The organism is Schaedlerella sp. (assembly GCF_056796775.1).
The window spans coordinates 1-24,612 of sequence record NZ_JBQIKP010000043.1 but is presented as its reverse complement, the minus strand read 5'-3'; the positions used below and the strand labels follow the sequence as shown (position 1 = coordinate 24,612).

At 51.6% G+C, this 24,612-nt stretch carries 20 protein-coding genes and 1 other annotated feature; of the genes, 2 read left to right on the top strand and 18 right to left on the bottom strand.

Annotated elements, in window-relative coordinates; genetic code table 11:
• Positions 1-8: 8 nt before the first annotated feature.
• From ACTOY7_RS16665 to dapF, 4 genes are all read right to left on the bottom strand, one after another.
• Positions 9-422: an endosialidase gene (locus ACTOY7_RS16665; protein ID WP_160284522.1), complete on the bottom strand. Its 414-nt coding sequence runs from the start codon at positions 420-422 to the stop codon at positions 9-11.
• A gap of 220 nt (positions 423-642) precedes the next feature.
• Complete coding sequence (locus ACTOY7_RS16660; protein ID WP_482671314.1) at positions 643-3,084, bottom strand: ATP-dependent Clp protease ATP-binding subunit; 2,442 nt, start codon at positions 3,082-3,084, stop codon at positions 643-645.
• A 100-nt stretch (positions 3,085-3,184) separates the two neighbouring features.
• Positions 3,185-3,562, bottom strand: a complete 378-nt coding sequence (locus ACTOY7_RS16655; RefSeq protein WP_160284520.1) for a GntR family transcriptional regulator — start codon at positions 3,560-3,562, stop codon at positions 3,185-3,187.
• 248 nt (positions 3,563-3,810) lie between these two features.
• Positions 3,811-4,668, bottom strand: coding sequence for a diaminopimelate epimerase (dapF, locus tag ACTOY7_RS16650; RefSeq protein ID WP_394683287.1), 858 nt, complete (start codon positions 4,666-4,668; stop codon positions 3,811-3,813).
• A 418-nt stretch (positions 4,669-5,086) separates the two neighbouring features.
• Between dapF and ACTOY7_RS16645 the strand changes: the two genes are divergently transcribed.
• Positions 5,087-5,974: a helix-turn-helix domain-containing protein gene (locus tag ACTOY7_RS16645; RefSeq protein WP_482671313.1), complete on the top strand. Its 888-nt coding sequence runs from the start codon at positions 5,087-5,089 to the stop codon at positions 5,972-5,974.
• Between the two features lie 37 nt (positions 5,975-6,011).
• Here the strand turns inward: ACTOY7_RS16645 and ACTOY7_RS16640 are convergent, their stop codons facing one another.
• The 13 genes from ACTOY7_RS16640 to ACTOY7_RS16580 all read right to left on the bottom strand — a co-directional run bounded on the left by ACTOY7_RS16640 (position 6,012) and on the right by ACTOY7_RS16580 (position 23,914).
• The gene (locus ACTOY7_RS16640; RefSeq protein WP_160284517.1) at positions 6,012-7,742 is read right to left on the bottom strand and encodes a carbon starvation CstA family protein; all 1,731 of its coding nucleotides are present in this window, start codon (positions 7,740-7,742) and stop codon (positions 6,012-6,014) included.
• A 49-nt stretch (positions 7,743-7,791) separates the two neighbouring features.
• A complete protein-coding gene (locus ACTOY7_RS16635) occupies positions 7,792-8,310 on the bottom strand; it encodes a DUF8052 family protein (protein ID WP_394683285.1) in 519 nt (172 codons plus the stop codon).
• A 161-nt stretch (positions 8,311-8,471) separates the two neighbouring features.
• Positions 8,472-9,428, bottom strand: a complete 957-nt coding sequence (locus ACTOY7_RS16630; RefSeq protein WP_160284515.1) for an aldo/keto reductase — start codon at positions 9,426-9,428, stop codon at positions 8,472-8,474.
• Between the two features lie 103 nt (positions 9,429-9,531).
• On the bottom strand, positions 9,532-10,314 hold the full coding sequence (gene trpA / locus ACTOY7_RS16625; protein WP_394683283.1) for a tryptophan synthase subunit alpha: 783 nt from the start codon (positions 10,312-10,314) through the stop codon (positions 9,532-9,534).
• Positions 10,307-11,509 carry a tryptophan synthase subunit beta gene (trpB, locus tag ACTOY7_RS16620; RefSeq protein WP_482671312.1) on the bottom strand — a complete coding sequence of 401 codons (1,203 nt, stop codon included), beginning with the start codon at positions 11,507-11,509 and terminating at the stop codon, positions 10,307-10,309. The genes trpA and trpB overlap by 8 nt, the downstream gene beginning before the upstream one ends.
• Positions 11,496-12,146, bottom strand: coding sequence for a phosphoribosylanthranilate isomerase (locus ACTOY7_RS16615; RefSeq protein WP_482671311.1), 651 nt, complete (start codon positions 12,144-12,146; stop codon positions 11,496-11,498). Before ACTOY7_RS16615 ends, trpB begins: the two co-directional genes overlap by 14 nt.
• A gap of 40 nt (positions 12,147-12,186) precedes the next feature.
• The gene (trpC, locus tag ACTOY7_RS16610) at positions 12,187-13,014 is read right to left on the bottom strand and encodes an indole-3-glycerol phosphate synthase TrpC (protein ID WP_482671310.1); all 828 of its coding nucleotides are present in this window, start codon (positions 13,012-13,014) and stop codon (positions 12,187-12,189) included.
• Between the two features lie 161 nt (positions 13,015-13,175).
• Positions 13,176-14,783: a bifunctional anthranilate synthase component II/anthranilate phosphoribosyltransferase gene (locus ACTOY7_RS16605; RefSeq protein ID WP_482671309.1), complete on the bottom strand. Its 1,608-nt coding sequence runs from the start codon at positions 14,781-14,783 to the stop codon at positions 13,176-13,178.
• Between the two features lie 66 nt (positions 14,784-14,849).
• Positions 14,850-16,313 carry an anthranilate synthase component I gene (gene trpE / locus ACTOY7_RS16600; protein ID WP_482671308.1) on the bottom strand — a complete coding sequence of 488 codons (1,464 nt, stop codon included), beginning with the start codon at positions 16,311-16,313 and terminating at the stop codon, positions 14,850-14,852.
• A gap of 136 nt (positions 16,314-16,449) precedes the next feature.
• Positions 16,450-16,746 (bottom strand) — a binding site (T-box leader).
• 164 nt (positions 16,747-16,910) lie between these two features.
• Positions 16,911-18,395, bottom strand: coding sequence for a sensor histidine kinase (locus ACTOY7_RS16595; RefSeq protein WP_482671307.1), 1,485 nt, complete (start codon positions 18,393-18,395; stop codon positions 16,911-16,913).
• Between the two features lie 66 nt (positions 18,396-18,461).
• Positions 18,462-19,139, bottom strand: coding sequence for a response regulator transcription factor (locus ACTOY7_RS16590; protein ID WP_160284786.1), 678 nt, complete (start codon positions 19,137-19,139; stop codon positions 18,462-18,464).
• Positions 19,140-19,415: 276 nt separating this feature from the next.
• On the bottom strand, positions 19,416-23,081 hold the full coding sequence (locus ACTOY7_RS16585) for an FtsX-like permease family protein (protein WP_482672265.1): 3,666 nt from the start codon (positions 23,079-23,081) through the stop codon (positions 19,416-19,418).
• A gap of 128 nt (positions 23,082-23,209) precedes the next feature.
• The gene (locus ACTOY7_RS16580; protein WP_160284788.1) at positions 23,210-23,914 is read right to left on the bottom strand and encodes an ABC transporter ATP-binding protein; all 705 of its coding nucleotides are present in this window, start codon (positions 23,912-23,914) and stop codon (positions 23,210-23,212) included.
• Between the two features lie 212 nt (positions 23,915-24,126).
• Here ACTOY7_RS16580 and ACTOY7_RS16575 point away from each other — a divergent pair, with 212 nt between their 5' ends.
• Entirely contained in the window at positions 24,127-24,426 is a 300-nt protein-coding gene (locus tag ACTOY7_RS16575; RefSeq protein ID WP_300886187.1) for a tyrosine-type recombinase/integrase, read from the top strand.
• Here ACTOY7_RS16575 and ACTOY7_RS16570 read toward each other — a convergent pair.
• On the bottom strand, positions 24,407-24,612 hold a 206-nt coding region (locus ACTOY7_RS16570), incomplete at its 5' end, for a hypothetical protein (RefSeq protein ID WP_482672273.1). The genes ACTOY7_RS16575 and ACTOY7_RS16570 overlap by 20 nt on opposite strands.

The following is a 24,612-nucleotide window of genomic DNA, read 5'->3' as shown; positions in this document are numbered from 1 at the left end:
GCTCCCCTCTACATCTTCACAATCCTGACCTCCGTACTCTCATCTCCCCCCAGCTCAACGCTGACGCTCAATTTTCCGCTTAAGTTTGTGTTCATCTTCCCTGCCGACGCGCCGCCGATCAGCACCTCATACTCACTCTCGGGCTGCAGCTCCAGCGTAAAGTTCACGTCCTCCGGAGCGGAGATCTGGAAATTCACCTCTGTATCGGTTGCCTTGAAGTTCTCCACCGCGCTGCCCGGGACGGATTCGTACACGAACATGCCGTTCCTTTCCAGCTTGGTGATTTCTGAAAATGTTTTTACTTTATAAAGATCGCCTTCAAATTCGAAATTATCCAGCTTTGTCTTCGATGCCAGTGTGTAATCTCCAAAGCTGATCGTCCCATCCTTTTCCGTACGTAACAATTCTTCTACTCTTGCCATGTCAATGTCCTCCTGGGTATTTTAAGAAAAACTTATATTGTGTATCGCAGCGGTTCCGGACAAGACTGTCTACTTTTTTGTATTGTCCGTAAAACTGTACGGTTGGATGCTCTAAGGAGCCTCCAACCTGCTCATCCATTCGCAAAAGCCGTGCTAACGCACTCCTGCGTCTGCTGCCGCTGCCTGTTGTCTATATTATATAATATTCCGTCCGCATTTTCTACTCATTTATTTGTTTTGGATAAAATTTAATCTCCTTTTTGGCTATTCCGGCTTCTACCTGGGTGCCAGGAGTTACTTCTCCGGTCAAGATGGCTTCGGCCAGCTTATCCTCCAGCTCGGTCTGCATCGCGCGCCGCAAGGGACGTGCCCCGTATTTTGCGTCGGTTCCTTTTTCTACGATATGGGCCTTTGCGGATTCCCGCAGGGTCAGCGTGATGTTCATCTGCTCCTTCAGCCGGGCTGTAAACTCTTTGACCATCAGGGTCACAATCTGCTTCATATGGGTTTTATCCAGCGGATGGAAAACAATGATCTCATCGATCCGGTTTAAGAATTCCGGACGGAAGATCAGCTTCACTTCGCTCATTACGTTCTGCTTCATCCGCTCGTAGTCGCTCTTTTTGTCCTCCTTCACGGCAAATCCCAGCTTCTTCGGGTCGATGATGGCCTTGGCCCCGGCATTGGAGGTCATGATGATGACCGTATTGCTGAAATCCACCTTTCTTCCCTGGGAATCCGTGATATGTCCGTCATCCAGCACCTGCAGAAGGATATTGAACACATCCGGATGCGCCTTTTCCACCTCGTCAAAAAGCACCACTGAATAAGGATGGGTACGAACCCGGTCGCTGAGCTGGCCGCCGTCCCCATGTCCCACATATCCGGGAGGCGCCCCGATCATCTTTGCAACGGAATGCTTCTCCATATATTCGGACATGTCTACCCGGATCATGGAATCTTCGTTTCCAAATAAAGCCTCCGCAAGCGCTTTGGACAGCTCCGTCTTCCCTACGCCTGTAGGACCTAAAAACAGGAAGGAACCGATGGGCCTTCTGGGATCCTTCAAACCGGTACGCCCCCGCTTTACAGCCCTTGCCACCGCGCTGACTGCCTCGTCCTGGCCGATGACCCGCCTGTGGAGTTCCTTTTCCAGCTTGTTCAGCCGCTGGGTATCGCTTTCCTCCAACTTGGACACCGGGATCTTGGTCCATGCGGACACCACCTCCGCAATATCCTGTTCCGTTATGACCGGATGCTGAGACTCATTTTTCTTATCAAAACGCTTCCGCGTGGCGTCGATCTTCTTCTCCACCGCCTGCTGCTCCTTCTGGATCAGATGGGCCTCCGTAAAATCACCGGCCATGATGCTCTCTTCCTTCTGCCGGATCAGCTCTTTCAGGGAGTCCTCCAGCTTGGAGAGATTCTCTGGAACCTTGTAGCCCTTCAGGCTGACCTTGGAGCAGGTCTCATCCAGCACATCAATGGCCTTATCCGGGAGGTTACGATCCGTAATATAGCGCTCCGACATGTGTACGGCCGCTTCCAGGGCATCCTTTCTAATGGTGACCCGGTGATGGGTTTCGTATTTTTCCTTTAAGCCCTCCAGGATCTCCAGACAGTGGGTCTTGGTAGGCTCTTCGATCGTAACCGGCTGGAAACGCCGTTCCAGTGCCGCATCCTTTTCAATGTATTTTCGGTATTCCGTCAGAGTGGTGGCTCCGATCATCTGCAGCTCCCCTCTTGCCAGCGCGGGCTTGAGGATGTTGGAGGCATCCATGGCGCCCTCTGCGCCGCCGGCGCCGATCATCGTATGAAGCTCATCCATGAACAGAATCACATTGGGATCTGACTCCACTTCCGAGATCAGTGCCTTCATCCGCTCTTCAAATTCTCCACGGTACTTGGAGCCTGCGATCAGTCCGGGCAGGTCCAGCGTATAGATCCGCTTTCCTTTCATGCTTTCCGGCACCATATCCGAGGCCAGACGCTGCGCCAGCCCTTCCAGGACCGCTGTCTTGCCTACCCCCGGCTCGCCTACCAGGCAGGGATTGTTCTTCGTGCGCCTGCTTAAGACCTGCATCAGCCGGAAGATCTCTTCTTCCCGTCCAATGACCGGATCCAGCTTACCGTCCTCCGCTTCTGCCGTCATGTCCTTACAGAACTGCTCCACCGCACCGTTCCTGCCTCTGTCGTCCTGGAGCTCCTCCTGATAGCTTCTGGGATCCATCCCTGCCGCGAACAGGATATCCTGAACCACCTTCTGGATATTCACATTCAGCGTAGTCAGGATCCGGGCCGCCACGCAATCCGCGTCGTGGATGATGGCCAGCAGCAGATGCTCTGTTCCGATCTTATCCATATGGAAATGCCCTGCCTCCCGCAGGCTGTCTTCCAGGATATACTGAAACCTCGGGCTTTTCTGCGGGCGCTGCGTGATCGGCTCCTCTGCGGCCGGTACGATCAGCTCATCCATGAGCTGCAGAAGCTTTTCCTCCGTCACCCCGTGCTTTGCAAGAACCTGTCCAGCCACTCCGGTCACTTCCTTGCAGAGCCCCAACAGAAGATGCTCTGTTCCAATATATGGATGCTTCTTTTCCTTTGCGGACATTTCCGCATAATTGATGACATTCTCTGCCTGTCTTGTATATTGATTCCGCATAAATTCCTCCCTATATAATCATAATGCAGTGCTCTCGGTGCATACACGGCCAAAAGGCACGATCTGGCACGCAGTATATATTCCGCGTTTGCCTTTCTTCTCAGATCATCCCTGAGTAGGTGTCAAAAAGATCATCCACCAGCGCATGCACCTCTTCCCTGGTAATGTTCTTGCAGCAGCCCTTCGCCAGTACGAGCCGAAGCTGCTCCCGCATCTCTTCCAGCGCCTTGATCTTGTCAATATCCACGCAGATCACCGCGCCCCGTCTCTTGTCCAGGCTGATGAAGCCCTCCTGCTTCAATACGGCATAAGCCTTATTGACCGTGTGCATATTCACTCCGATGGTCTCCGCAAGCTGGCGGACCGAAGGCAGGGAATCCCCCTCCTGAAACATCGAAGTCGCAATTCCCAGAATGATCTGATTTCGAAGCTGGATATAAATCGCCTCGTCACTGTTAAAATCTATCTCAATCAGCATATATTCTCCCTCGGAACTGTGAAAGAATGAATCTTTGCATCTGATTTATCTGAATCTTCTTGTGCTGCCTCCATGCAAAATTAATTCTTAACAGTCCCATATCTTTCGAATTGTTATAGCCATGGTAGCACAAAAAAAGAATCTCTGCAACAAGAGATTCTTTTTTGTGCATCCTCCCGGCCAATCAGCGTGGTGATTGGTCAGGGTGTGAGTAACCGCATCCGGCCAATGCAACCCATTCATTCCTCTCATAACGCCCGGAGCTTTTCCGTAAATTCACTGCTCAGGCTGATCTTCGCCACATAGAATACATCTCCGGTCATATAGGTCTCCCAGTCGTTGTCAATCTCGATCTGCAGATTTCCGCCCGGCATATGGACAATCACCTTATTGCCCGTCAGCCCCAGCTTATATGCCACACCCGCCGCCGCGCAGGCTCCGGTTCCGTTTGCCATGGTATAGCCGGCGCCCCGCTCAAATGTCTCGATCGCGATATTGGTATTGTCTATGACCTTCATGATCTCCGTATTCACCCGCTCCGGGAAATATCTTGCCGTCTCGGAGACGCTTCCAATCTTCCGCGCCAGTTCTTCCGAGATCTCATCCATGGGAATGACACAGTGGGGGTTCCCCACCGAGACGCAGGTTGCCGGATAGAACATATTTCCAAATACCATGTCTTCATTGATCACTTCCCTGCGTTCCCCGGTCACCGGAATCTCGTCGCTCCAGAAGGACAGCCTGCCCATAGAAATGCGCAGCCTGCTTCCGTCCTCGTTCAGATAAGCGATCTCCACCATCCCGCCGTCTGTCTGCAGATGATATTTTTTCTTCTGCACATATCCTGCGTCTTTCAGATATTTTGCAAAAATGCGCACCCCGTTTCCGCTCTTCTCCGCAATGCTCCCGTCCGGATTCCAAATCTTAAGGGACATGTGCTTCTCCCCGATAAACGGCCCTTCCAGGATTCCGTCGGATCCCAGTCCCAGATTCCGGTTGCAGAGCATCGCCGCATTTTTCTGATTCAGCTTCAGCTCATTTTTATTCGGATCAAATACCAGATAATCATTACCCAGCCCATGATAGCGTTCTACTACAGTTTTCATCGTCATACCTCCCTTAAATAATGTAACCAATTTGCGCGGCAAATTGATTGCCTGCTGAGTGTAACCACTTGCCCGCCATCTGCGAAGCAGATTTTTAATGCGGCAATTCCCGTATCATTTTTTCATTCGATACTTTACACTGCCAAATGTGATCCATCCGCAAACGCAGTCTCTACCGCCCCAAATCTGCCTTTTTGTATATTATAGCAAGCATTTTTTTCAAATAATACGTAAGAAATGCTTTAAACATTGCAAATCCTGCTATATAATAAAAATGACTGCACGGAACGATTTTCAGTTTGGCGGCACATACAGAAAGCCTGCCACTGGCAGCCTTTCTGCATACGATGGTATCCAAAACCGGAGGGGATTGTGCACAGTTCCGGCCGGTAAAGCCGCAGTTTGAGGAGGAATTTCCATGGAAAACTATGAAAAAAAAGGCTATCTGAACAGCGATTTCCGCATCTTTCACCTGACAGACCAGCTGGCCAGGGAATATGAATTCCATTATCACGAGTTTCATAAAATCACGATCTTTATCCGCGGAAACGTACAGTATTATATAGAAGGAAAGACTTATGAACTGGAGCCTTACGATATCGTGCTGGTGGAGAAAAACGATCTGCACCGGATCCAGGTGGACAGCTCCGTGCCCTACGAGCGGATCATCGTCTATATCTCCCCCGGCTTTATGGCGGATTATAAAAATGAAGAATATGACCTGAGCTTTTGTTTTCAAAAAGCAAAGGAGGAGCATTCCCACGTACTTCGGATCCCTTCCCTGGAAAAAAGCTCCCTGTTCAAGATCACAAACCGTCTGGAAAAGTCCTTCCACGATACGGAATACGCCAGCAGCCTCTACCGTCAGCTTCTGTTCCTGGAATTCATGATCCAGCTGAATCGGGCAGCATTGAAGAAACGGATCGAATTTCTGGACACGGAGCGGTACAACTCCAAGGTCATCGCCATCCTGCACTACATCCATGCCCACCTGACCGATACCCTGGACATTGACAGCCTCGCGGATATATTTTTTATCAGCAAATATTATATGATGCGCCTGTTCAAGGCCGAGACCGGATATACCATCGGCAGCTATATCACCTACCGCAGGCTCCTCCTGGCCCGGGATCTGATCGAAGAGGGGACTCCCATCACGGAAGCCTGCTTTGCCGCCGGATTCCGGGATTATTCCACCTTTTCCAGGTCCTACAAGGCAGAATTTCAGGAACCGCCCAGGAATCTGCAGAGGACGCGGGTGATTTCGAACGCGCATGCAGGCATGTCTGCCCTTTCCCGGAAATAAAACTGCCGCCCGGGTCTGCTTTCCGGACGGCTTCCTATCATTTTTTCTTCCCCTGCTCTGCCAGCGTCTTCACACTGTCCACTGCGATTACGATCGCCAGTGCCACCAGCAGGATACTGATCACAAGCCGGATCGCGCTCCACATCGGATCCGCTCCTGCCGTCACATTTCCAAAATTCTTCAGAATGGTCTGACACAGGGATGTGATCGTCACGATCAGCATAAATGCCATCGGGATAAAAAACATTTTGTTGTTCTTGCCCATTTTGCCCAGCCAGGTCGCGACTGCCATCAGGCCAAGAGCCGCCAGCAGCTGATTCGCGGCGCCGAACAGCGGCCATACATTCGCATAACCTGTCATTCCCAGCGCTACGCCGAGCACCACTGTAATGGCCGTAGCCACATAAGGATTGGTCAGGATCTTCTTATAGCCTTCTGCCTGCTTGATATCCTCTCCGGGATCCAGCCAGAATTCCTGGAACATATAGCGGGCCAGACGGGTCGCCGTATCCAGGGAGGTCAGGCAGAACGCGGACACCGCCAGCACCAGCATGGAGAAGATCACGCTCTGGGCGCCTTTCAAAAACGGGATTGTCGCACACATCTCCGAGATTCCCGTGGCAAATACATTGGTCGGAACGACCAGTTCTCCGCCGGAATAACGCTGCCACACATAGCCTACCGCGCACAGGGAGATCAGCGCAAGCGCGCATTCGATCAGCATTCCTCCGTAGGCAATTGGCCTCGCATCCTTCTCATTGTCCAGCTGTTTTGCAGTGGTTCCCGAGCCAACCAGAGAATGGAAACCGGAGATTGCCCCGCAGGCAATGGTAATAAACAGGGCCGGGAACATATTTCCCAGGGAAGCGCCTGTAGGCGCAAGGGTATCCGTAAACCCGGTAAACGCCGGAATATCCAGGGATGCATTTCCGGTGAGCCCTGCTCCGATAATACCGACCACAGCAACGCCCATCATAAAGTAAAGCAGGAACGAACTCAGGTAATCCCGCGGCTGGAGCAGGATCCATACCGGAGTCACTGATGCCACCAGGATATAGATCCCAACAATGACCATCCATACTTTATTGCTCAGATAGAAGGGATGAAAATTCAGTCCCACCGCCATACAGACCACGATCGCGGCAACTCCTACCGCCGTGGATACGGCCAGAGGCGCATTTCTGCGGTATACAAGGATTCCAAATACGACAGAGATCACAATGAACAAAATCGAGATCATCGCCGTAGACGCATTTGCCGCGGATGCCGCGTAATCCACCTCTCCCGCTTCCGTATAGGTTGCCATAAATGTATTCGCCACGATAGAAGCAAATGCCGCGACCACCAGGATCAAAGTCAGGTAGGAAAAGATAATGAATATCTTTTTCGCTTTAGTCCCCATACTCTCGGAAATCACCTCACCGATGGACTGCCCTTTATTGCGGATAGACGCAAACAGCGCGCCGAAATCATGCACCGCTCCAAAGAAGATACCGCCGATCAGAACCCACAAAAGCACCGGCGCCCATCCGAACACCGCCGCCTGGATCGGCCCGTTGATCGGCCCCGCGCCTGCGATGGAGGAAAAATGATGCCCCATCAGCACAGGCGCCTTTGCCGGACAATAGTCCATTCCGTCCGCCAGCTCGTGGGACGGGGTCTTTTTCGCTGGGTCGATGCCCCACTGCTCTGCCAGCCATTTTCCGTATGTAACGTACGCCGCGATCAGGACCACAATCCCCGCCAGCAAAATAATTACTGCATTCATGATCATCACTCCTATTTTTTTGTATACTCAAAGGACATCCGGCCGCGCGTCAGAACGCCTTTTTGTACCCCTTTACCAGTTGTCCTGCCGCCCGGTTCCCCATGACCTTTCTGTTCTTCATGTCAAATACCAGAAGCCTTGCCTCCGAATATCCGCGGATCCCGAAACGGTAGTTTTTAAAAAACCGGAATGTTTTAATCTGCTTTTTCCATTCCTTCGGGACAGTGTCCTCACAGATAAAAATTCCCGTGATAAAGGTATACATATGGTCTTTTTCCATACAGGCCCTGCCCTGCCGCACAATCTCCGGCTCAATATATTCCTCGATCTTACGGCGGAACCCATCCAGGAGCTCCGGCGCAAAGGACGGACAGCATTTAAAAAATGTATGCTCATAGCAGCTGGCACGCCACAGTTCCGCTTTTTCTACAAGGACATACTTTGCGCTAGTCACATTGAATGCCGCATACGCATCATAAATGTCTCCGCCCGCGTCAAAAGGACGGGTAATGTCAAACGCTTCCTCGTAGGAAGCCAGGACCTTTTCCAGAAATTCCTGACCGGTCATATATCCCTACTCCTTTTCCGCATCATCGCCTTAACGCGACAACGCAAAAATCGTATTTTATTGTACACCCTGCAAAATAGTTTTGCAATGATCAATTCATGCTTTTTTTAGATATATTTTAATCTTTTTTTATTTTTATATGATCCTTCCCCTTCCGATTATTACAGCAGATCCAGATACGCCGCCTCTTCCTCACTCATTTTCATCGACATGGCGTCAATATTGGCCTGCATCCTCTCCGCACTGGACGTGCTGACGACAGCCAGCATATTCAGCTCCTGCCGGAAGATCCATGCCATGGCGATCTGGGACACCGTACACTGCTTTTTCTCCGCCAGTTCCTCGCATCTGCGCAGCCGTTCAAAGTTATCCGCGCAGCCATACCCCTTCATGGCAAATTCATCCAGGATCTGGCCTGCTTTTTCGCGTTCCCCGCTCTTCACCCTTCCGGATAAAAACCCGTGGGACAAGCTGGAATAGGCAATCACCGGCATCCCCTGGCTCCGGTACCATTCCCTCGCGGCCCCGTTGGAAGGACCGGAGATGGTCACACAGCCGCCTCCCCATGGATCCTGAACCTGCTCCGCCAGGCTGAAATGCGGGCTGGATACAGTAAACGGGATCAGATGGTGCTCTTTGGCATATGCATTCGCCTCAGCAATCCTCCGGTGAGTCCAGTTGGAACCTCCGAACGCACCGATCTTGCCTTCCTCATGCATGGCATTGAGGAGTTCCACAATCTCTCCCACAGGTACCTCCGGGTCGTCCCGGTGCAGCAGATAGATATCGATATAATCCGTCCGAAGCTCCCCGGCGGACACTGCGTAATCTTCCCGGATTTCCTTTTCATTGACCCGTTTTCTTCCGGACGGATCCGGGTGGGCGCATTTGGAAAGGATGACAACCTTATCCCGCATCTTCCGCTCCTCTATCCATTTTCCCAAAGACGTTTCCGCCCCGCCGTACACCCGCGCCGAATCAAATGTATTGATTCCCAGGGCATACATGGCGTCTAGCAGGTCGTTCCCGTCCCCGCCCTGCATAAACGGCGGCGCGGCGGTTCCGTACAAAATGCGGGAGACCTTCTTCTTCACATAAGGGATTTCTACATACTTCACGACAGCACTCCTTTCAACGCCTCCTGCTTGATACAACGGATCCTATATGCGGACACTCAGAATCTATCCTGCGCAATCTGTTCAGGTTATTTTCTGCAGTTCCTTACCGACCTGCCTGTAAGCAGGAAGCTTTCATCGTTCTCACATATTCTGCTACATAAGGCACGCAGTCCTTCCCATACTGTGCTACGATCTTTACGATCGCACTTCCTACGATCGCCCCGTCGGACACCTCCGCCATCTTCCGGGCCTGCTCCGGAGTGGAAATGCCGAATCCCACCGCACAGGGAACCTTTGTGGTCTCTCTCACCAGCTTTACCATCCCGGCGATATCGGTCTTGATCTCGCTGCGCACTCCCGTCACGCCCAGAGAGGACACGCAGTAAATATATCCCTTCGCTTCCCCGGCGATCATCCGGATCCGTTCCTTTGAAGTGGGCGCAATCAGGGAAATGATATCCACGCCGTATTCTTCACAGACTTCCAAAAGCTCCCCCTTCTCCTCAAAGGGCATATCCGGTACAATGATGCCGTCGACCCCGCACTCCCTGCAGCTCTTCATAAACCGCTCTTTTCCGTAGGTATAAATGGGATTCAGATAGGTGAGAAATACCATGGGCACCGTCACCCTCTGCCTTGCCCGCTTTACCATATCGAACAGCTTATCCGTGGTGCACCCTGCCGAAAGTGCACGTTTATTTGCCTCCTGGATCACCACGCCCTCTGCGATGGGGTCGGAAAATGGGATTCCGATCTCGATCAGATCTGCTCCTGCCTCCTCCATAGCATACAAAAGCTGCTCTGTAATGTCAAGTGTGGGATCCCCGCCCGTCACAAACGGAATAAATGCTTTTTGGCCCTGAAATGCGTTTTCAATCCTACTCATAAATCTCTCCCCCCCTGTATCTTGCAATTGCCGCCACATCCTTGTCCCCCCGGCCGGACAGGTTGATGACGATGATCTGATCCTTTCCCATCGTGGGTGCCAGCTTCATGGCATGGGCCACCGCGTGGGCGCTCTCTACCGCCGGGATGATGCCTTCTGTCCGGGACAGGTATTCAAATGCCCGCACTGCCTCCTCGTCCGTCACCGGAACATATTCGGCCCGCTTCGTTTCAGCCAGCCTTGCGTGCTCCGGCCCGATCCCCGGATAGTCCAGCCCTGCGGAAATGGAATAAACCGGGGCGATCTGTCCGTATTCGTCCTGGCAGAAAATGGATTTCATGCCGTGAAATACTCCTGTGCTCCCTTTCGCGATGGCTGCCGCATGTTTCTCTGTATCAATGCCCAGTCCCGCCGCCTCGCATCCGATCAGCCGCACCTGGGGATATTGGATAAATTCATAAAATGCTCCCATGGCATTGCTCCCGCCTCCCACGCAGGCAAGCACCGCATCCGGGAGCTTTCCCTCCCGCTCTGCAAGCTGCTCTTTGATCTCTTCCCCGATGATCTTCTGGAAGTCCCGCACGATCATAGGAAATGGATGAGGCCCCATCACGGAACCCAGCACATAGAGGGTATCATCCATCCGCTTCGTCCACTCCCGCATGGTCTCGTTGACCGCATCTTTTAAGGTCTGGGTGCCGCTGGTCACCGCATGGACCTTCGCTCCCAACAGTTCCATCCGGTATACGTTCAATGCCTGCCGGTCGGTGTCTTCCTTTCCCATAAAAATCTCGCATTCCATATCCATCAGAGCCGCCGCAGTGGCTGTAGCCACTCCATGCTGGCCGGCCCCTGTCTCCGCGATCACCCTGGTCTTTCCCATCTTTTTTGCCAGAAGCACCTGGCCCAGGACGTTGTTGATCTTATGGGAGCCGGTATGGTTTAAGTCCTCCCGCTTGATGTAGATCTTCGCGCCTCCCAGATCCCTTGTCATTTTTTCCGCATAATAGAGCAATGACGGGCGTCCCGCGTAGTTCTTCATCAGATCATCCAGTTCCTTGATAAACTCCGGCTCATGACTATATTTCTCATAGGCCGCTTCCAGTTCATGGACTGCGTTCATCAGTGTTTCCGGGATATATTGACCGCCGTACTGACCGTATCTACCTTTCTGATTTGCTTCACTGCTGCTCATATTCGAATCCTCTCTCTCCTGCATATTTTTCCAATCTCACGGCTCTCATAAAGCGCCGCACCTTCTCCTCATCTTTCCTTCCGTCCGTTTCCACAGAGCTGCTCACATCCACAGCCCACGGACGGCAGGTTTTTAAAGCTTCTGCAATATTTTCTTCATTCAGTCCGCCGGCCAGGAAAAAGGGCTTCTCCAGCTCCGGGATCATCTCCCAGCAAAAACGCTCTCCGCAGCCTCCGTATTCCCCTGCCTTGTAGGCATCCAGAAGCAAATATTCACAGGGCAGCTTCTCCGCCTGCAGGATATCCTCCCGGCTTCTCACCCGGACGGCCTTTATGACCGGCTTCCCTGTCCTGTCCTTGATCCGCCGGATCTCCTCTGCGTCCTCATCCCCGTGAAGCTGTATATAATCCAGTACGCCGCCTTCCGTCAGCCCGGCGATCCGCTCCGGGTCCTCATTGACAAAGACCCCCACGCTCCGGATCTCCGGCAGCAATTCCCTTTTCATCTCCGCCGCCTGCTCCGGCGTGATCCGCCGCTTGCTCCCCGCAAATACAAATCCTGCAAAGTCCGGTTTCTGACGGTTCACCATACGGATGTCCTCCATCGTTTTCAGCCCGCAGATCTTAATCTTGACCATCAAATCTTTTCCTTTCTCACCTGCCGATTTTCTGACTGCTTCACTTTCCATTCGGCTGCCTTGTTCCATCTCCCCGCAGCTCTGCCAGCATCGTCTTTTTATCCTTGCACCGCATCAGCGTCTCCCCGATCAGTACAGCCTGCACATTCCCCTGCCGCAGCCTTTCGATATCCTCCGCCGTGCGGATGCCGCTCTCTGCCACAAAAATGATCTCCTCCGGAACATGCTTCCGCAGATTCAGGCTGTTCTCCACATTCACGGTGAAGTCCTTCAGGTTCCGGTTGTTCACTCCAAGGATCCTTGCCCCGCAGGACAGCGCCCGGCGGATCTCCTGCTCATCGTGTGCTTCCACCAGCGCCGAAAGCCCCAGACTGTCTGCGATCCGGATATACTCCCTCAGCTGTTCCTCACTCAGAATCGCACAGATCAGAAGAACCGCGCTGGCCCCTAGCACCTTTGCCTCATAGATTTGATATCTGTCAACTGTAAAATCCTTCCGCAGCACCGGAATCCTCACCTTCCCGGCAATCTCCTCCAGATACCGGTCCCGTCCGAGGAAATATTCCGGCTCCGTCAGGCAGGAAATGGCTGCCGCCCCTGCCCGTTCATATTCCCTGGCAATCTCCAGATAAGGGAAATCCTCTGCGATCACGCCTTTGGAGGGTGACGCCTTTTTCACCTCGCAGATAAAGGAAATCTCCTTCCCGCGCAACGCCTTTTCCAATGGAAATTCAAATCCGTTTTTTCCGCTTTCCCGCTCAGCCGCCGCTTTTTCTTCCGCAGCCTTCCTGATCGTATCAAACGGTATTTTTTTCTTCTGTTCCGCAACGCGTTTTTTTGCGGACTCTGCAATCTCATCTAAAATCATGATCCGTTCCCCTTCCTGTACAAGCATATTTCCTAACCTGGATAAACCAGAAAAACACGATACGAGAATTTTGCCATTTTGTGCAAGAAATTGTTCGTAAGTGCCTAATATGGCTGTATGCATCATCTGATACTGTGCGGCAGATTGATCTATCGCTCGGTTTAAATCTCATATTCCTTCGTTGCCGCCGCAAATTCTTCCAGCTTCGCCAATGCCTTCCCGCTGTCGATCAGCTCCGCGGCTTTTTGGATCCCCTCCGCCAGCGTGATGCCGTCGATTCCCAGATACAGGCTCATTCCCGCGTTCATCAAGATCACATCCCGCTTCGCACCCATTTCCTTTCCGGACAGGATATCCCTGGTGATCTGCGCGTTCTCCTCCGGATTTCCTCCGATCATCTCATCCAGGCTGCAGCGCCGCAGTCCGAACTGCTCCGGCGTGATGGTATACCGGGTAATCTCGCCGTACCGGATCTCACACACGACGGTTTCTCCGGTCAGTGTAATCTCATCCAGCCCGTCTTCCCCGCACACTGCCACCCCCCGGACTACTCCCAGATTTCCCAGGACCCTTGCCAGCGGCTCTACCAGCTTCTTGTCATAGACCCCTAAAAGCTGCATGGTTGCCGCCGCCGGATTGGACAAGGGGCCCAGGATATTGAATACGGTGCGCACCCCCAACTCCCTCCGGACCGGAGCCGCATATTTCATGGACGAGTGGTACACCGGGGCAAACATGAAGCACATCCCCGTCCGGTTCAGGATCGTCTCATTCTGCTGTGCGTTCAGCGCTACATTCACTCCCAGGCATTCCAGGACATCGGCCGCTCCGCTCTTGCTGGACACGCTCCGGTTCCCATGCTTTGCCACCGGGACTCCGCCTGCCGCCACCACAAATGCGGACGTGGTGGAGATATTAAAGGTTCCCACCTCGTCTCCGCCGGTCCCCACAATGTCGATGACCTCACGCTCCGGATGGATCTTGACTCCCTTCTCCCGCATGGCCTCCGCAAATGCGGTGATCTCCTCAATGCTTTCGCCCTGCATCCTGAGTGCTGTCAAAAATCCCCCCATCTGCGCCTGGGTCGCCGTGCCGTCCATCATTTCCTCCATCACCTGCTTTGCCATGTCATAGCTGAGATCTCTGCCTTCCAGCAATTCATAGATTGCTTCCTTAATCATGCTCTTTTCTTCCTTTCCAATTGTAATATTTAAAAAATTTTTCAAAATCTGGATCCCATTTTCTGTCAAAATGGATTCCGGATGGAACTGCAGCCCATACACGGGAAAATCCTTGTGCTGTACAGCCATAACCTCCCCCTCCGGAGAGACCGCCGTGACGCGCAGTGTTTCCGGTACGGTCTCCGCTTTCGCCGCCAGGGAATGGTATCTTGCCGCGTCTATCTCCCTTCCCATTCCCGCGAACAGTTCGCAGTCTGCGGCAAGTGTGATCCGGCTCTTCTTTCCGTGCATCAGCTTTTCCGCCGGAGCGATCACCGCTCCGTAGGCCTCACAGATGGCCTGATGCCCCAGGCAGATACCCAGGATCGGGATCTTCCCCTGAAATACTTCCACCGCCTGTTCGCAGATGCCCGCATCCTTCGGATACCCCGGCCCCGGCGACAATACAATATGCGTCGGATTCATCTGCGCGATTTCCTCCATCGTGATCTTGTCATTTCTTACCACACGGATATCCGGCTGCAGTGTCCCCAGGTATTGAACCAGATTGTACGTAAAGCTGTCATAATTGTCTATGAGCAATATCATCCTTCCCCGCCTCCTTCTATTATCATCCATTGTTAAACCAACCGCATTTTCGCAAGCCTGACTTCCCTATATTTCCGCTTCTCCGGCGCATATGACCGCCTGGATCACAGCCGCCGCTTTATTTCCTGATTCCTCGTATTCCTTCTCCGGTACGCTGTCCGCCACGATTCCGCCTCCAGCCTGCACATAGACCACATCCTTTTTCCGGACAGCCATGCGGATCGCGATGCAGGTATCCATATTTCCCGTAAAATCAATATACCCGATGGCGCCTCCGTAAATTCCCCGCGGTTCCTGCTCCAGTTCTTCGATGATCTGGCAGGCCCGGATCTTCGGCGCCCCGGACAGCGTCCCTGCCGGAAGCACGGCTTCGATGGCATCCAGTGCGTCCCGTTCTCCGCGGATCTTCCCCTCGACCTGGGAACAGATATGCATGATCCGGGAATATTTGTGGATCATCTGGTACTCCGTCACCTCAACGGAACCGAAGCGGCTGATCTTCCCCAGGTCATTGCGCCCCAGGTCCACCAGCATGTTGTGCTCCGACAGTTCCTTCTCATCCCGCAGCAATTCCTCCGTCAATCGTCTGTCCTCTTCCTCCGTTCTTCCCCTCGGCCGGGAGCCTGCCACCGGAAATGTCGTAAGCCTCCCTTTGTTCAGCCGCGCCAGTGTCTCCGGTGAGGTACACATCAGCTCCACGTCCTCCGTATGGAAATATACCATGTAGGGGGATGGATTGGTAGTCCGCAGAACACGATATGCGTTCAGCAGACTCTGCTTCATAGGGCTTTGAAACTGCCGGGAGATGACCGCCTGGAAAATGTCGCCGTTTCGGATGTATTCCCTGGTCCGCTCCACCTGCCTGCAATAGTCTTCCTTTTCTGTCGCGCAGGTAAAACGGATCTCCTCCTTTTCAAAGCATTCTGCCTCCCGAAGCTCCTGCCGCGTCAGGGCCGCCAGCTTTTCAAGCTCTGCGGCTGCTTTCCCATAATTTTCCAGCACCCGATCAGTCTTCATATTTACGATCAGGATCAGCTTCTGTTTCAGATGGTCATACGCGATTACCTTGTCAAACAGCATCACATCATAATCTGCAAAATCCCCCGTCCTGATGTCCAGCACCGGCTCCGCATACCCGATCATGGAATAGGCAAAATATCCTGCGAACCCGCCGGTAAACGGCGGCAGCTCCGGAAGCACCGGGGCTTTGTAATCCTTCAAGATATCCCGCAATACTTCCAGAGGACGGTCTGTCTCTGTCAGACGTTTCTTTCCGTTTTCCTCAATCACAACCCGGCCGGATTTCCGGCAGGTCACCCGCGTCACCGGATCACACCCCAGAAAAGAATATCTCCCCCAGTTTTCTCCGTTCTCCACACTTTCCAGCAGAAAATATCTGCTGCTCTTCTGTGCCAGCTTCCGGAGAATCGCAATGGGGGTGGTGCTGTCCCCGAACAATTCCCGGCTGATCGGAATCACGGAATATTTTTTTGCAAGCTTCATAATGGTATCACTGTCTGGTCTCAGCATTCTCTTACCCTTCCTTTCCTGAAAAGCTGCCGGCATATCTTTCGAGGCCTTTTCTTCTGCAATGGATTTCATACATGTCTGCGGAAATGCCATTTTGCAGCGAAAAAAAGTCCCTGTCTCACTGGAAATTACTTTCCAATGGGACAAGGACTGATCATCGAAATCATTCACCCTGCGGTGCCACCCATATTGCCAATCCGCCTCTTCCAAAACAAACAGAACAGACCGGCCGCTCTTTCATGTACTAACATACACTCCCTGCTGATAACGGATCGGGTTCCCCGTCAGCGTCTACTCTTTCCGGATTCTATCTGGAAATTTCAAGCTGCCCTCACAAGTCCATTCGATAAAGACTCTTGCTGCCATAATCCCACCGCCTATGGCTCTCTGTAAACAAATATCCTTACTTACTCCTCTTGCTCATCGGTTTCATGTGCTAAAGTATTAATTTGTTAATATGGTAAACAGTATATGCGCCATATTGAAAAATGTCAAGAAAAAATTTTATTTTTTTCCGCCCACTTGTTACTGTGAATAGTAACGCCCCCTTGTTACTCCCTGACGATTTTTATATGCCTAAAGTCAGTGGTTCCGCTGTTACAGCGTCTCCTTGGTATCTAATTCGAACCAGAATTCCACGCCGTTGTCGTAGTTGCATACCCCATATTCCTGGTGAAAGGATTCCATGATGGCCTTCACAATGGACAGGCCGATCCCGTTTCCTCCGTATTCCCGCGTATGGGCCTTATCCACCTTGTAGAACTTATCCCAAAGCCTTCCGATGTCCTCCTCCGGAATGGGCGTTCCGCTATTAAATACGGTGACGCGCACGCTTTCCTCCTTCGGGATCACTCGGATCTCGATCCGCTTCTCATGATCCACATGATGGAGCGCATTGGTCAGGTAATTGCGGAACACCTGCTCAGTCTTATATTCATCCGCCCATACATAGACCGCCTCTCCCGCAATAAAGTCCACGGATGCCTCTGCCTGCTGGATCAGAATCTCGCAGCTTGCAAGCACTCCCCGGATCAGACCGATCACATCGAACCGCTCCACCTCCAGCTGCTCCGAACCAAATTCCAGCTGATTCAGGGTAAGAAGGTTCTTTACCATATGGTTCATCTTATTGGATTCATCTATGATCACGTCGCAGTAAAATTCACGGCTTTCCGCATCTTCGCTGATCCCTTCCTTCAAGCCCTCCGCGTATCCCTGGATCAGTGCGATGGGTGTTTTCAGCTCATGGGATACATTTCCCAGGAACTCCGTCCGCATCGTTTCTATTTTTTCCTTCTGTTCAATGTCCTTCTGCAGCTGATGGTTCGCTTTTTTCAGTTCGGATATGGTGTTCTCCAGCTTCCGGGACATGATGTTGAAGCTCTGGCCCAGCACACCGATCTCGTCATCGCCGCTCCCCGTATATCTGGCGTTAAAATCCAGGTTCGCCATCCGCTTGGACAGTACGGCCAGCTCCAGGATCGGATCCGTGATCTTCTGGGAAAAGAACCAGACAAACCAGGCTCCGAACACCAGCGTCACGGTTCCTACATACGCCAAAAATTTATTGGCCAGCGCCGCGCTGTCCCGGATGCTGTCCAGAGGGCTTCGAAGCAGAAACAATGCGCCGTTGGACAGCTTTCCGAACATTTCCAGGTAAAGCGTGTCCTTATTCACCGGGTCGCCGGATCTGTAAAACGTATACTGTTCTGTCTGATCCAGCACCTCTGCCATATTATTTCCTGTGATGTAGCCGAACATCTGAGCCTCCAGCACTTCCTTGGACTGTATCGAAAACAAGACATAGTCCAGAGAATACTCGCCTGTGTGCTTGAGGACCAGCATAGAAATATTTGCGCTCTCACTTTTTCCGTTGATCTCTTCCTGTTCTTTTTTCTCGGTCAGGCTTCCTGTCGTCACTGCGGAATCGATCATCTGATACATCTCGATCATATCCGTCTTTTTATGGAGGATATAATATTGTCCCAGGAAAATAGAATTTACAAGAAAGACCACTGCCAGAAGCATTGCGATCAGTCCGACAAATACCACCACAAGCTGCCGTTTGATTGATTTTGTCATAATTCAGCCTTCCATCTGCCGGCAGCAAAACCGCCGCCTGTTTTCCTGTGTCTCATACAGGGTATATCACACCACTTCAAATTTATACCCCATGCCCCAGATCGTCTTGATGCACTCTCCCTTTTCTCCCATCTTGCTCCGCAGCTTTTTCACATGGGTGTCAATGGTACGAGCGTCCCCAAAATAGTCATAATTCCAAACATGATTCAGGATCTTTTCCCTGGATAGCGCGATTCCCTGATTCTCCACAAAATAGGACAGCAGCTCAAATTCCTTATAGCTTAAGTCTACCTGCCGGTCATCAATCTTCACGATATGGGCCGCCTTGTCGATCAGGATCCCGCCTGCATTGATGACATCATTCTTCTCCGTGCCAAGAGTCCTTCTCAGGATCGCTTCCACTCTGGCAACAAGGATCTTGGGACTAAAGGGCTTGGAAATGTATTCGTCTACCCCCAGTTCAAAGCCCTGCAGCTCATCCCGTTCATCCGAGCGGGCCGTCAGCATGATCACCGGTACTTTCGAATGCTCCCGGATCTCACGGCACACCTGCCAGCCGTCCATCTTCGGCATCATCACATCCAGAATGACCAGCGCGATATCCTTATCCTCATAAAAAATGTCCATGGCTTCCATGCCATCCCCGGCTTCCAGGACCACATATCCCTCCCTTACAAGGAAATCCCGGACAAGCTTGCGCATCCTGCTCTCATCATCCACGACTAAAATCTTAATCTTCTCCATAGGGCAATTCTCCTTTTTCCCGCGGTGCCGAATTTTTATAACTATGCGCACAATCGTCTTTGTTATAAATCCATTACATGCATAGCATGAAAAAATCGTTCACGAGATTTTTGCGTTTCAATTTTAATCAGTATACGAAAAAGATATGTTTCTTTTGTGAAATCTTTCCCATCTTTTTTGTGTTTTAGCCTGAATCCATCATTGTCTACTACGTAAAAATCAGGAACCGCTTCGAATACGTTTTCAAAACGCCTCTCTGCAGTTCCTGATCCAGGATCATTCCACACTCTTTAGAGATTCAACCATATTGATCTTCTTTAATTTAAAATACATAACGCCGTTCACAAATGCCGAAAACCCGACAGTAATCACAAATCCATAAATAAAGCTGCTGACATCGATATTCCGCCCAAACATGGCCGAATCGATTTCCACCGTCACGATGACAAACTGATGCAGGAATTTTCCAAGCACCATCCCCGCAAACGCGCCCAGCACCGTCAGGATCACATTTTCCCGGTATACATACTGGGCCACCTCGCCGGGATAAAAGCCCAGCACTTTCAAGGTAGCGAGTTCCCGCTTGCGCTCTGTGATATTGATATTATTCAGGTTATACAGCACCACAAAGGCCAGCATCCCCGCCGAGATCACCAGCACCACCATAACGATGTTCAGGCTCACGAGCATATCGTCCAGCTGCGCCTCGATGTCCTTCGTATAGCTTGCGCTCAAAGCGCCCTTTTCCTTTAAAACGGACTCGCCGACATCCTCCAGCTCCTGCTCTTTTCCTTCCTTCATGGTAAAGTAGATAGAATTGTATTCCGGCACCCTTCCGCGCACTTCCTCATAAAGGCCGGGAGTCATATAAAGGTAATGCTGCATGTAATTCTCACAGATTGAAGAAATCTTGACTTCGGTCTCTCCCTTTGCATCGTCTTTTATCCGGATCGTATCCCCAACCTCTACCTGCAGCTGCTTCGCCATTTTTTCCGTCAGGATCACACCCTCGTCATCAAGTGTATAGACCTCTTTTGTGATCCGGTCCCTGTGGATCACAAATTGCGAAAACAGCTCCACGTCCTCCGGTACATTCAGGTAGACGTCCTTTTTCCCGCTCCCGCTGCTGATCGTCACCTGCTTGAGCAGGTTCCGCTCCGTCTGGTCCACCCTTGGATCTTCCGCAAGCGTCTCATATGCCTGCTTCTTTTCCTTTGTGGTCGCGTCCTCATTTAAAATGATATCTCCGTCATAGATCTGCAGCTCATGGTACTGCAGATATCCGATGTCAAAAATTGAGTCCTTCAGGCCGAAGCCGACCAAAAGCAGCGCCATGCATCCTCCGATTCCGAAGATCGTCATAAAGAACCGCTTCTTATACCGGATCAGATTCCGTACCGTGGCCTTCCACGTAAAATTCAGCCGACTCCAGATAAACGGGACTCTTTCCAGCAAAACCCGCTTACCCTGCTTCGGCGCCGGCGGGCGCATCAGCTCAGCCGACTGCTCCCGAAGCTCCCGGTAACAGGAAAAAATAGTAGCAAGCAATGTACATGCCAGAGCTGCTGCCGATGCCAGCAACGCATAATAAATGTCATACGGGATCACCACATTGGGAATGTGCTCGTACATGATCCCATAGGCCGTGATGATGATATAGGGAAATACTTTTTCTCCGAACAGCACACCTACAACACTTCCGGTCACCGTAGCCAGGCAGGCATAGCCCAAATACTTTCCAGCGATGGAATGCCGTTCATATCCAAGCGCTTTCAGGGTTCCGATCTGGGTCCGCTGCTCCTCTACCATACGGGTCATGGTGGTCAGGCTGATCAGAGCCGCCACCAGAAAGAACAGCACGGGAAATACCTCTCCGATGGCCCGCATGCGGTCTGCGTTTTCCCCATATCCGGCATACTCCGGCAGGTCGTCCCGGTCGTTGATATACCATTTGGCGTGTTCGATCTTGCTGATCTCATCCTCTGCGTCCAGAATCTTCTTTTCCCCGTCCGCAATCTCGTCCTCCGCTTCCTCCTTTGCCTCCTGGTACTTCTTCTCGGCATCTGCCAGCTCCTGCTCCTTCTCCGCAAGCTCTGCGCGGGCATCCGCAAGCTTGATCTGCCCCTGCTCCAGCTGATACCAGCCGTCATTGATCTGAGCCTGGGCATCATCCAGCTGATCCCTTCCGGACTGGATCTGCTTTTTCCCGTCTTCCAGCTGGGCCAGAGCGTCGTCCAATTGCGCCTTCGCATCCTTCAGCTGACGGTCCCCGTCGTCTAACTGGGCCTGCCCCTCGTCAAACAGAGCCTGTGCATCATTGATCTGGGCCTGAGCCGCTTCAATCTGGAGTCTTGCCGCCTCCAACTGAGGGCCTGCCGCGTCCAGTTCTGCTTTTCCGGCTTCCAGTTGGGCTTTTCCGTTTTCCAATTCGATTTTTCCGGCTTCCAGCTGGGCCTGAGTATTCTGCAGCTGTGTCCGGGTTGCACTGATCTGCGCTTCTCCTTCGGCAATCTGCCCGGCCAGAGTCTGCATTGCAGCCTCCATTCCTGCCAGTGTAGCGGCATCTGCCGTACCGCTGGCAACGAGCGCATCATACTGCGCCTTCAGCCCGTCATACTGCGCCTTCGCTCCGTTCAGCGTATTGGCTCCTGCCTCCAGTTCCGCAAAGCCTTCCTCCACCGCGCAGAAGCCCGCCTCCAGTTCCTCGCTCTTCTCCTCCAGAAGCTGCCTATTGCTGTTATATTCTTTCAGCCCCCGTTCATATTCTGCTCTGCCCTGTTCGTATTCCTGCTTCTTCTCGTAAAATTCTTCTTTCTTTTCGTTAAATTCATCCAGCTGCTGATTAAATTCCGCCAGCTTCTTGTTATATTCTTCCAGCTGTCCGTTATACTCTTCTACATGCTGGTTGTATTCCTCTATCTTTTCATTCAGCAGGGCGTTCTGCCGATTCAGCTCCTCCCGGTTTTGATCCACTTCACTCTGACCGGAGATCAGGTCTGCCCGGGATTTTTCCAATTCCGCTTCGGAGTCGCTGATCTTCTTTTTTCCGTCATTCAGCTGCTTCCGACCGTCGTCCAGCTTCTTTTTGGCATCGCCAAGCTCTTTCTCCGCTTCTTTCTTTCCATCCTCCAGTTCTTTTTTCGCGTCGTCCAGCTCTTCGTTTGCCTCATCTATGATTTCCTGATACCGCGCTTCCTCCCGCTCTTCACGGATCTCCTCAACCTGTTCCTTTACTTCCTCCACACGGTCCGTATAAGAATCCGTAAATGCCAGCAGATCGGCCGCGCCCTCTACCGATGCATAGATTTCTGTATAGATGTCCATCGCAAAGCTTTCTTCCGGCACACTGATAAAGCCGGCAATATTTCCGGTGCCGATGGTCGTACTTCCTCTGTGAAATCCGATATAGCACGGACTGCTGACAGTTCCTACTATGGTAAATGTATCCACATTCAGGCTGTCCGTGATCGCGTCATCTGTCCCGGAGGTAAATGTGATCTGATCTCCGATCCTGTATCCGCTGGTTCCAAGATAATCCACATCTACCACACATTCGTCCTTTTTCTCGGGAAGCCTGCCTTCCTCCACGGTCAGCAGGTTCATGCCAGGAAGGATGGACATGATATGTACCGCCTGCTGGCTGTCATTTGCCAGACACAGGGCGTCTACGGAATAACCGTATTCTACCCTCTCCACTCCGCTTACTTTTTTCAAGGCCCGGACATCATCCGCTGTGAGTCCGAGTGTGCTGATCACCTGGATATCAAACAGCTTCTTTTCATCAAAATAGGCATCCCCCGAGTACCGCATATCCGGTTCCGTGGCACGGATTCCCGAAAAAAACGCAACCCCGATGGCCACGATAAAGAAAATCGACATGAACCTTCCGAAGCTGGTTTTGATCTCCATGAAAAAATCTTTTCTTAATGCTTTTTTACCCATATGTAAAACCTGCCGTTTTCTTTTTCCATAATTTATCCTGATATGCCGCATGGCAGATTTATCTGGCGCGCACTATAAATTGCCTGCAGCTACAGTCCGTCTGAATACTAGCTTTTACAGGCATCCTCCTACCACTCGATGAGGTCTATGGACAGCGGATGCGCGTTGGTCTCCATGCTGGATACCTTTCCGTTCTTGATCTTGATCAGACGGTCCGCCATCGGAGCCAATGCGGAATTGTGAGTGATCACGATCACAGTCATGCCTTTTTCTCTGCACATATCCTGCAAGAGCTTTAAGATTGCCTTCCCGGTATTGTAGTCCAGCGCTCCGGTCGGCTCATCACAGAGCAACAGCTTGGGATTCTTTGCCAGTGCCCGGGCGATAGATACGCGCTGCTGCTCCCCTCCGGAAAGCTGTGCCGGAAAATTATCCAGGCGGTCTCCCAGCCCTACGTCCTCCAGCACCGTCTGCGCATCCAGCGGTTCCTTACAGATCTGCAGCGCAAGCTCCACGTTCTCTTTTGCCGTCAGGTTCGGGACCAGGTTGTAAAACTGGAATACAAATCCGATATCATTTCTCCGGTAACCGGTGAGCTGACGCTCATTGTATCCGGTAATATCCTCTCCGTCCACCGTGATCCTGCCTGTGGTAGCGGTATCCATCCCGCCAAGAATGTTCAGAACCGTCGTCTTTCCCGCCCCGCTGGGACCTACGATGACCACGAACTCCCCCTTTTTAATGGCAAAATCAATTCCGTCTACAGCCCGGATCTCCACTTCACCCATCTTATATACTTTCGTGATATTCTCCAGTTGAACAAATTCCGCCATAGGTTAATTCCTCTCATTTTATCAAAAATCCGCAGCCTGCTTTTAAGCTTCATATAATTGCTTTGACATCTGCACATACGCTGCCAGCCTTCATGATTGTAATTTGTCAGCAATTTCCGCATGGGAATTGATTGCCTGCTTACACAGCTCGCACCGATACAATTTATTATAACATAGCGCAGCTTATAGCTGCAATCAAACTTTTATAGTTAATTTCAAATAAAAAGGAACCAACATTAGGAAACAAAGCAGTTTCACCACATACCATGCGCAGGTCAAAGGCAACCCATATGCTTCTTAACGGTTCAAGCATTGCCACAATCCAGAGATTCCTTGGTCATGAAAACATCCAGACGACCGAAGAATACCTGGACCTTGGCAGCGAAGCGATGATCCATGCGGTTGCGGAAGCAGAAAAAAGCCTGAAGGCACACGGGATAGGAAATGAGCCGATCACAACGAACTGGAAAGATCCGGATATCATGAACAGGCTCAAAAAGCTGGCAAAATAACGTTATCACCAGTAATAGGAACTACATACCAGTTACCATCAAGGCTTGCCGTTGGTAACTGGTGATAATTCTTATCAGGTGATAATAATTGATACATCACCCATATGGTGTTTGATTCTCGTACCGAGAATACGCTGGTTATAGTTTGTACCGACTTCTTTCTTACAGTTATAGGTAATGCGCTGT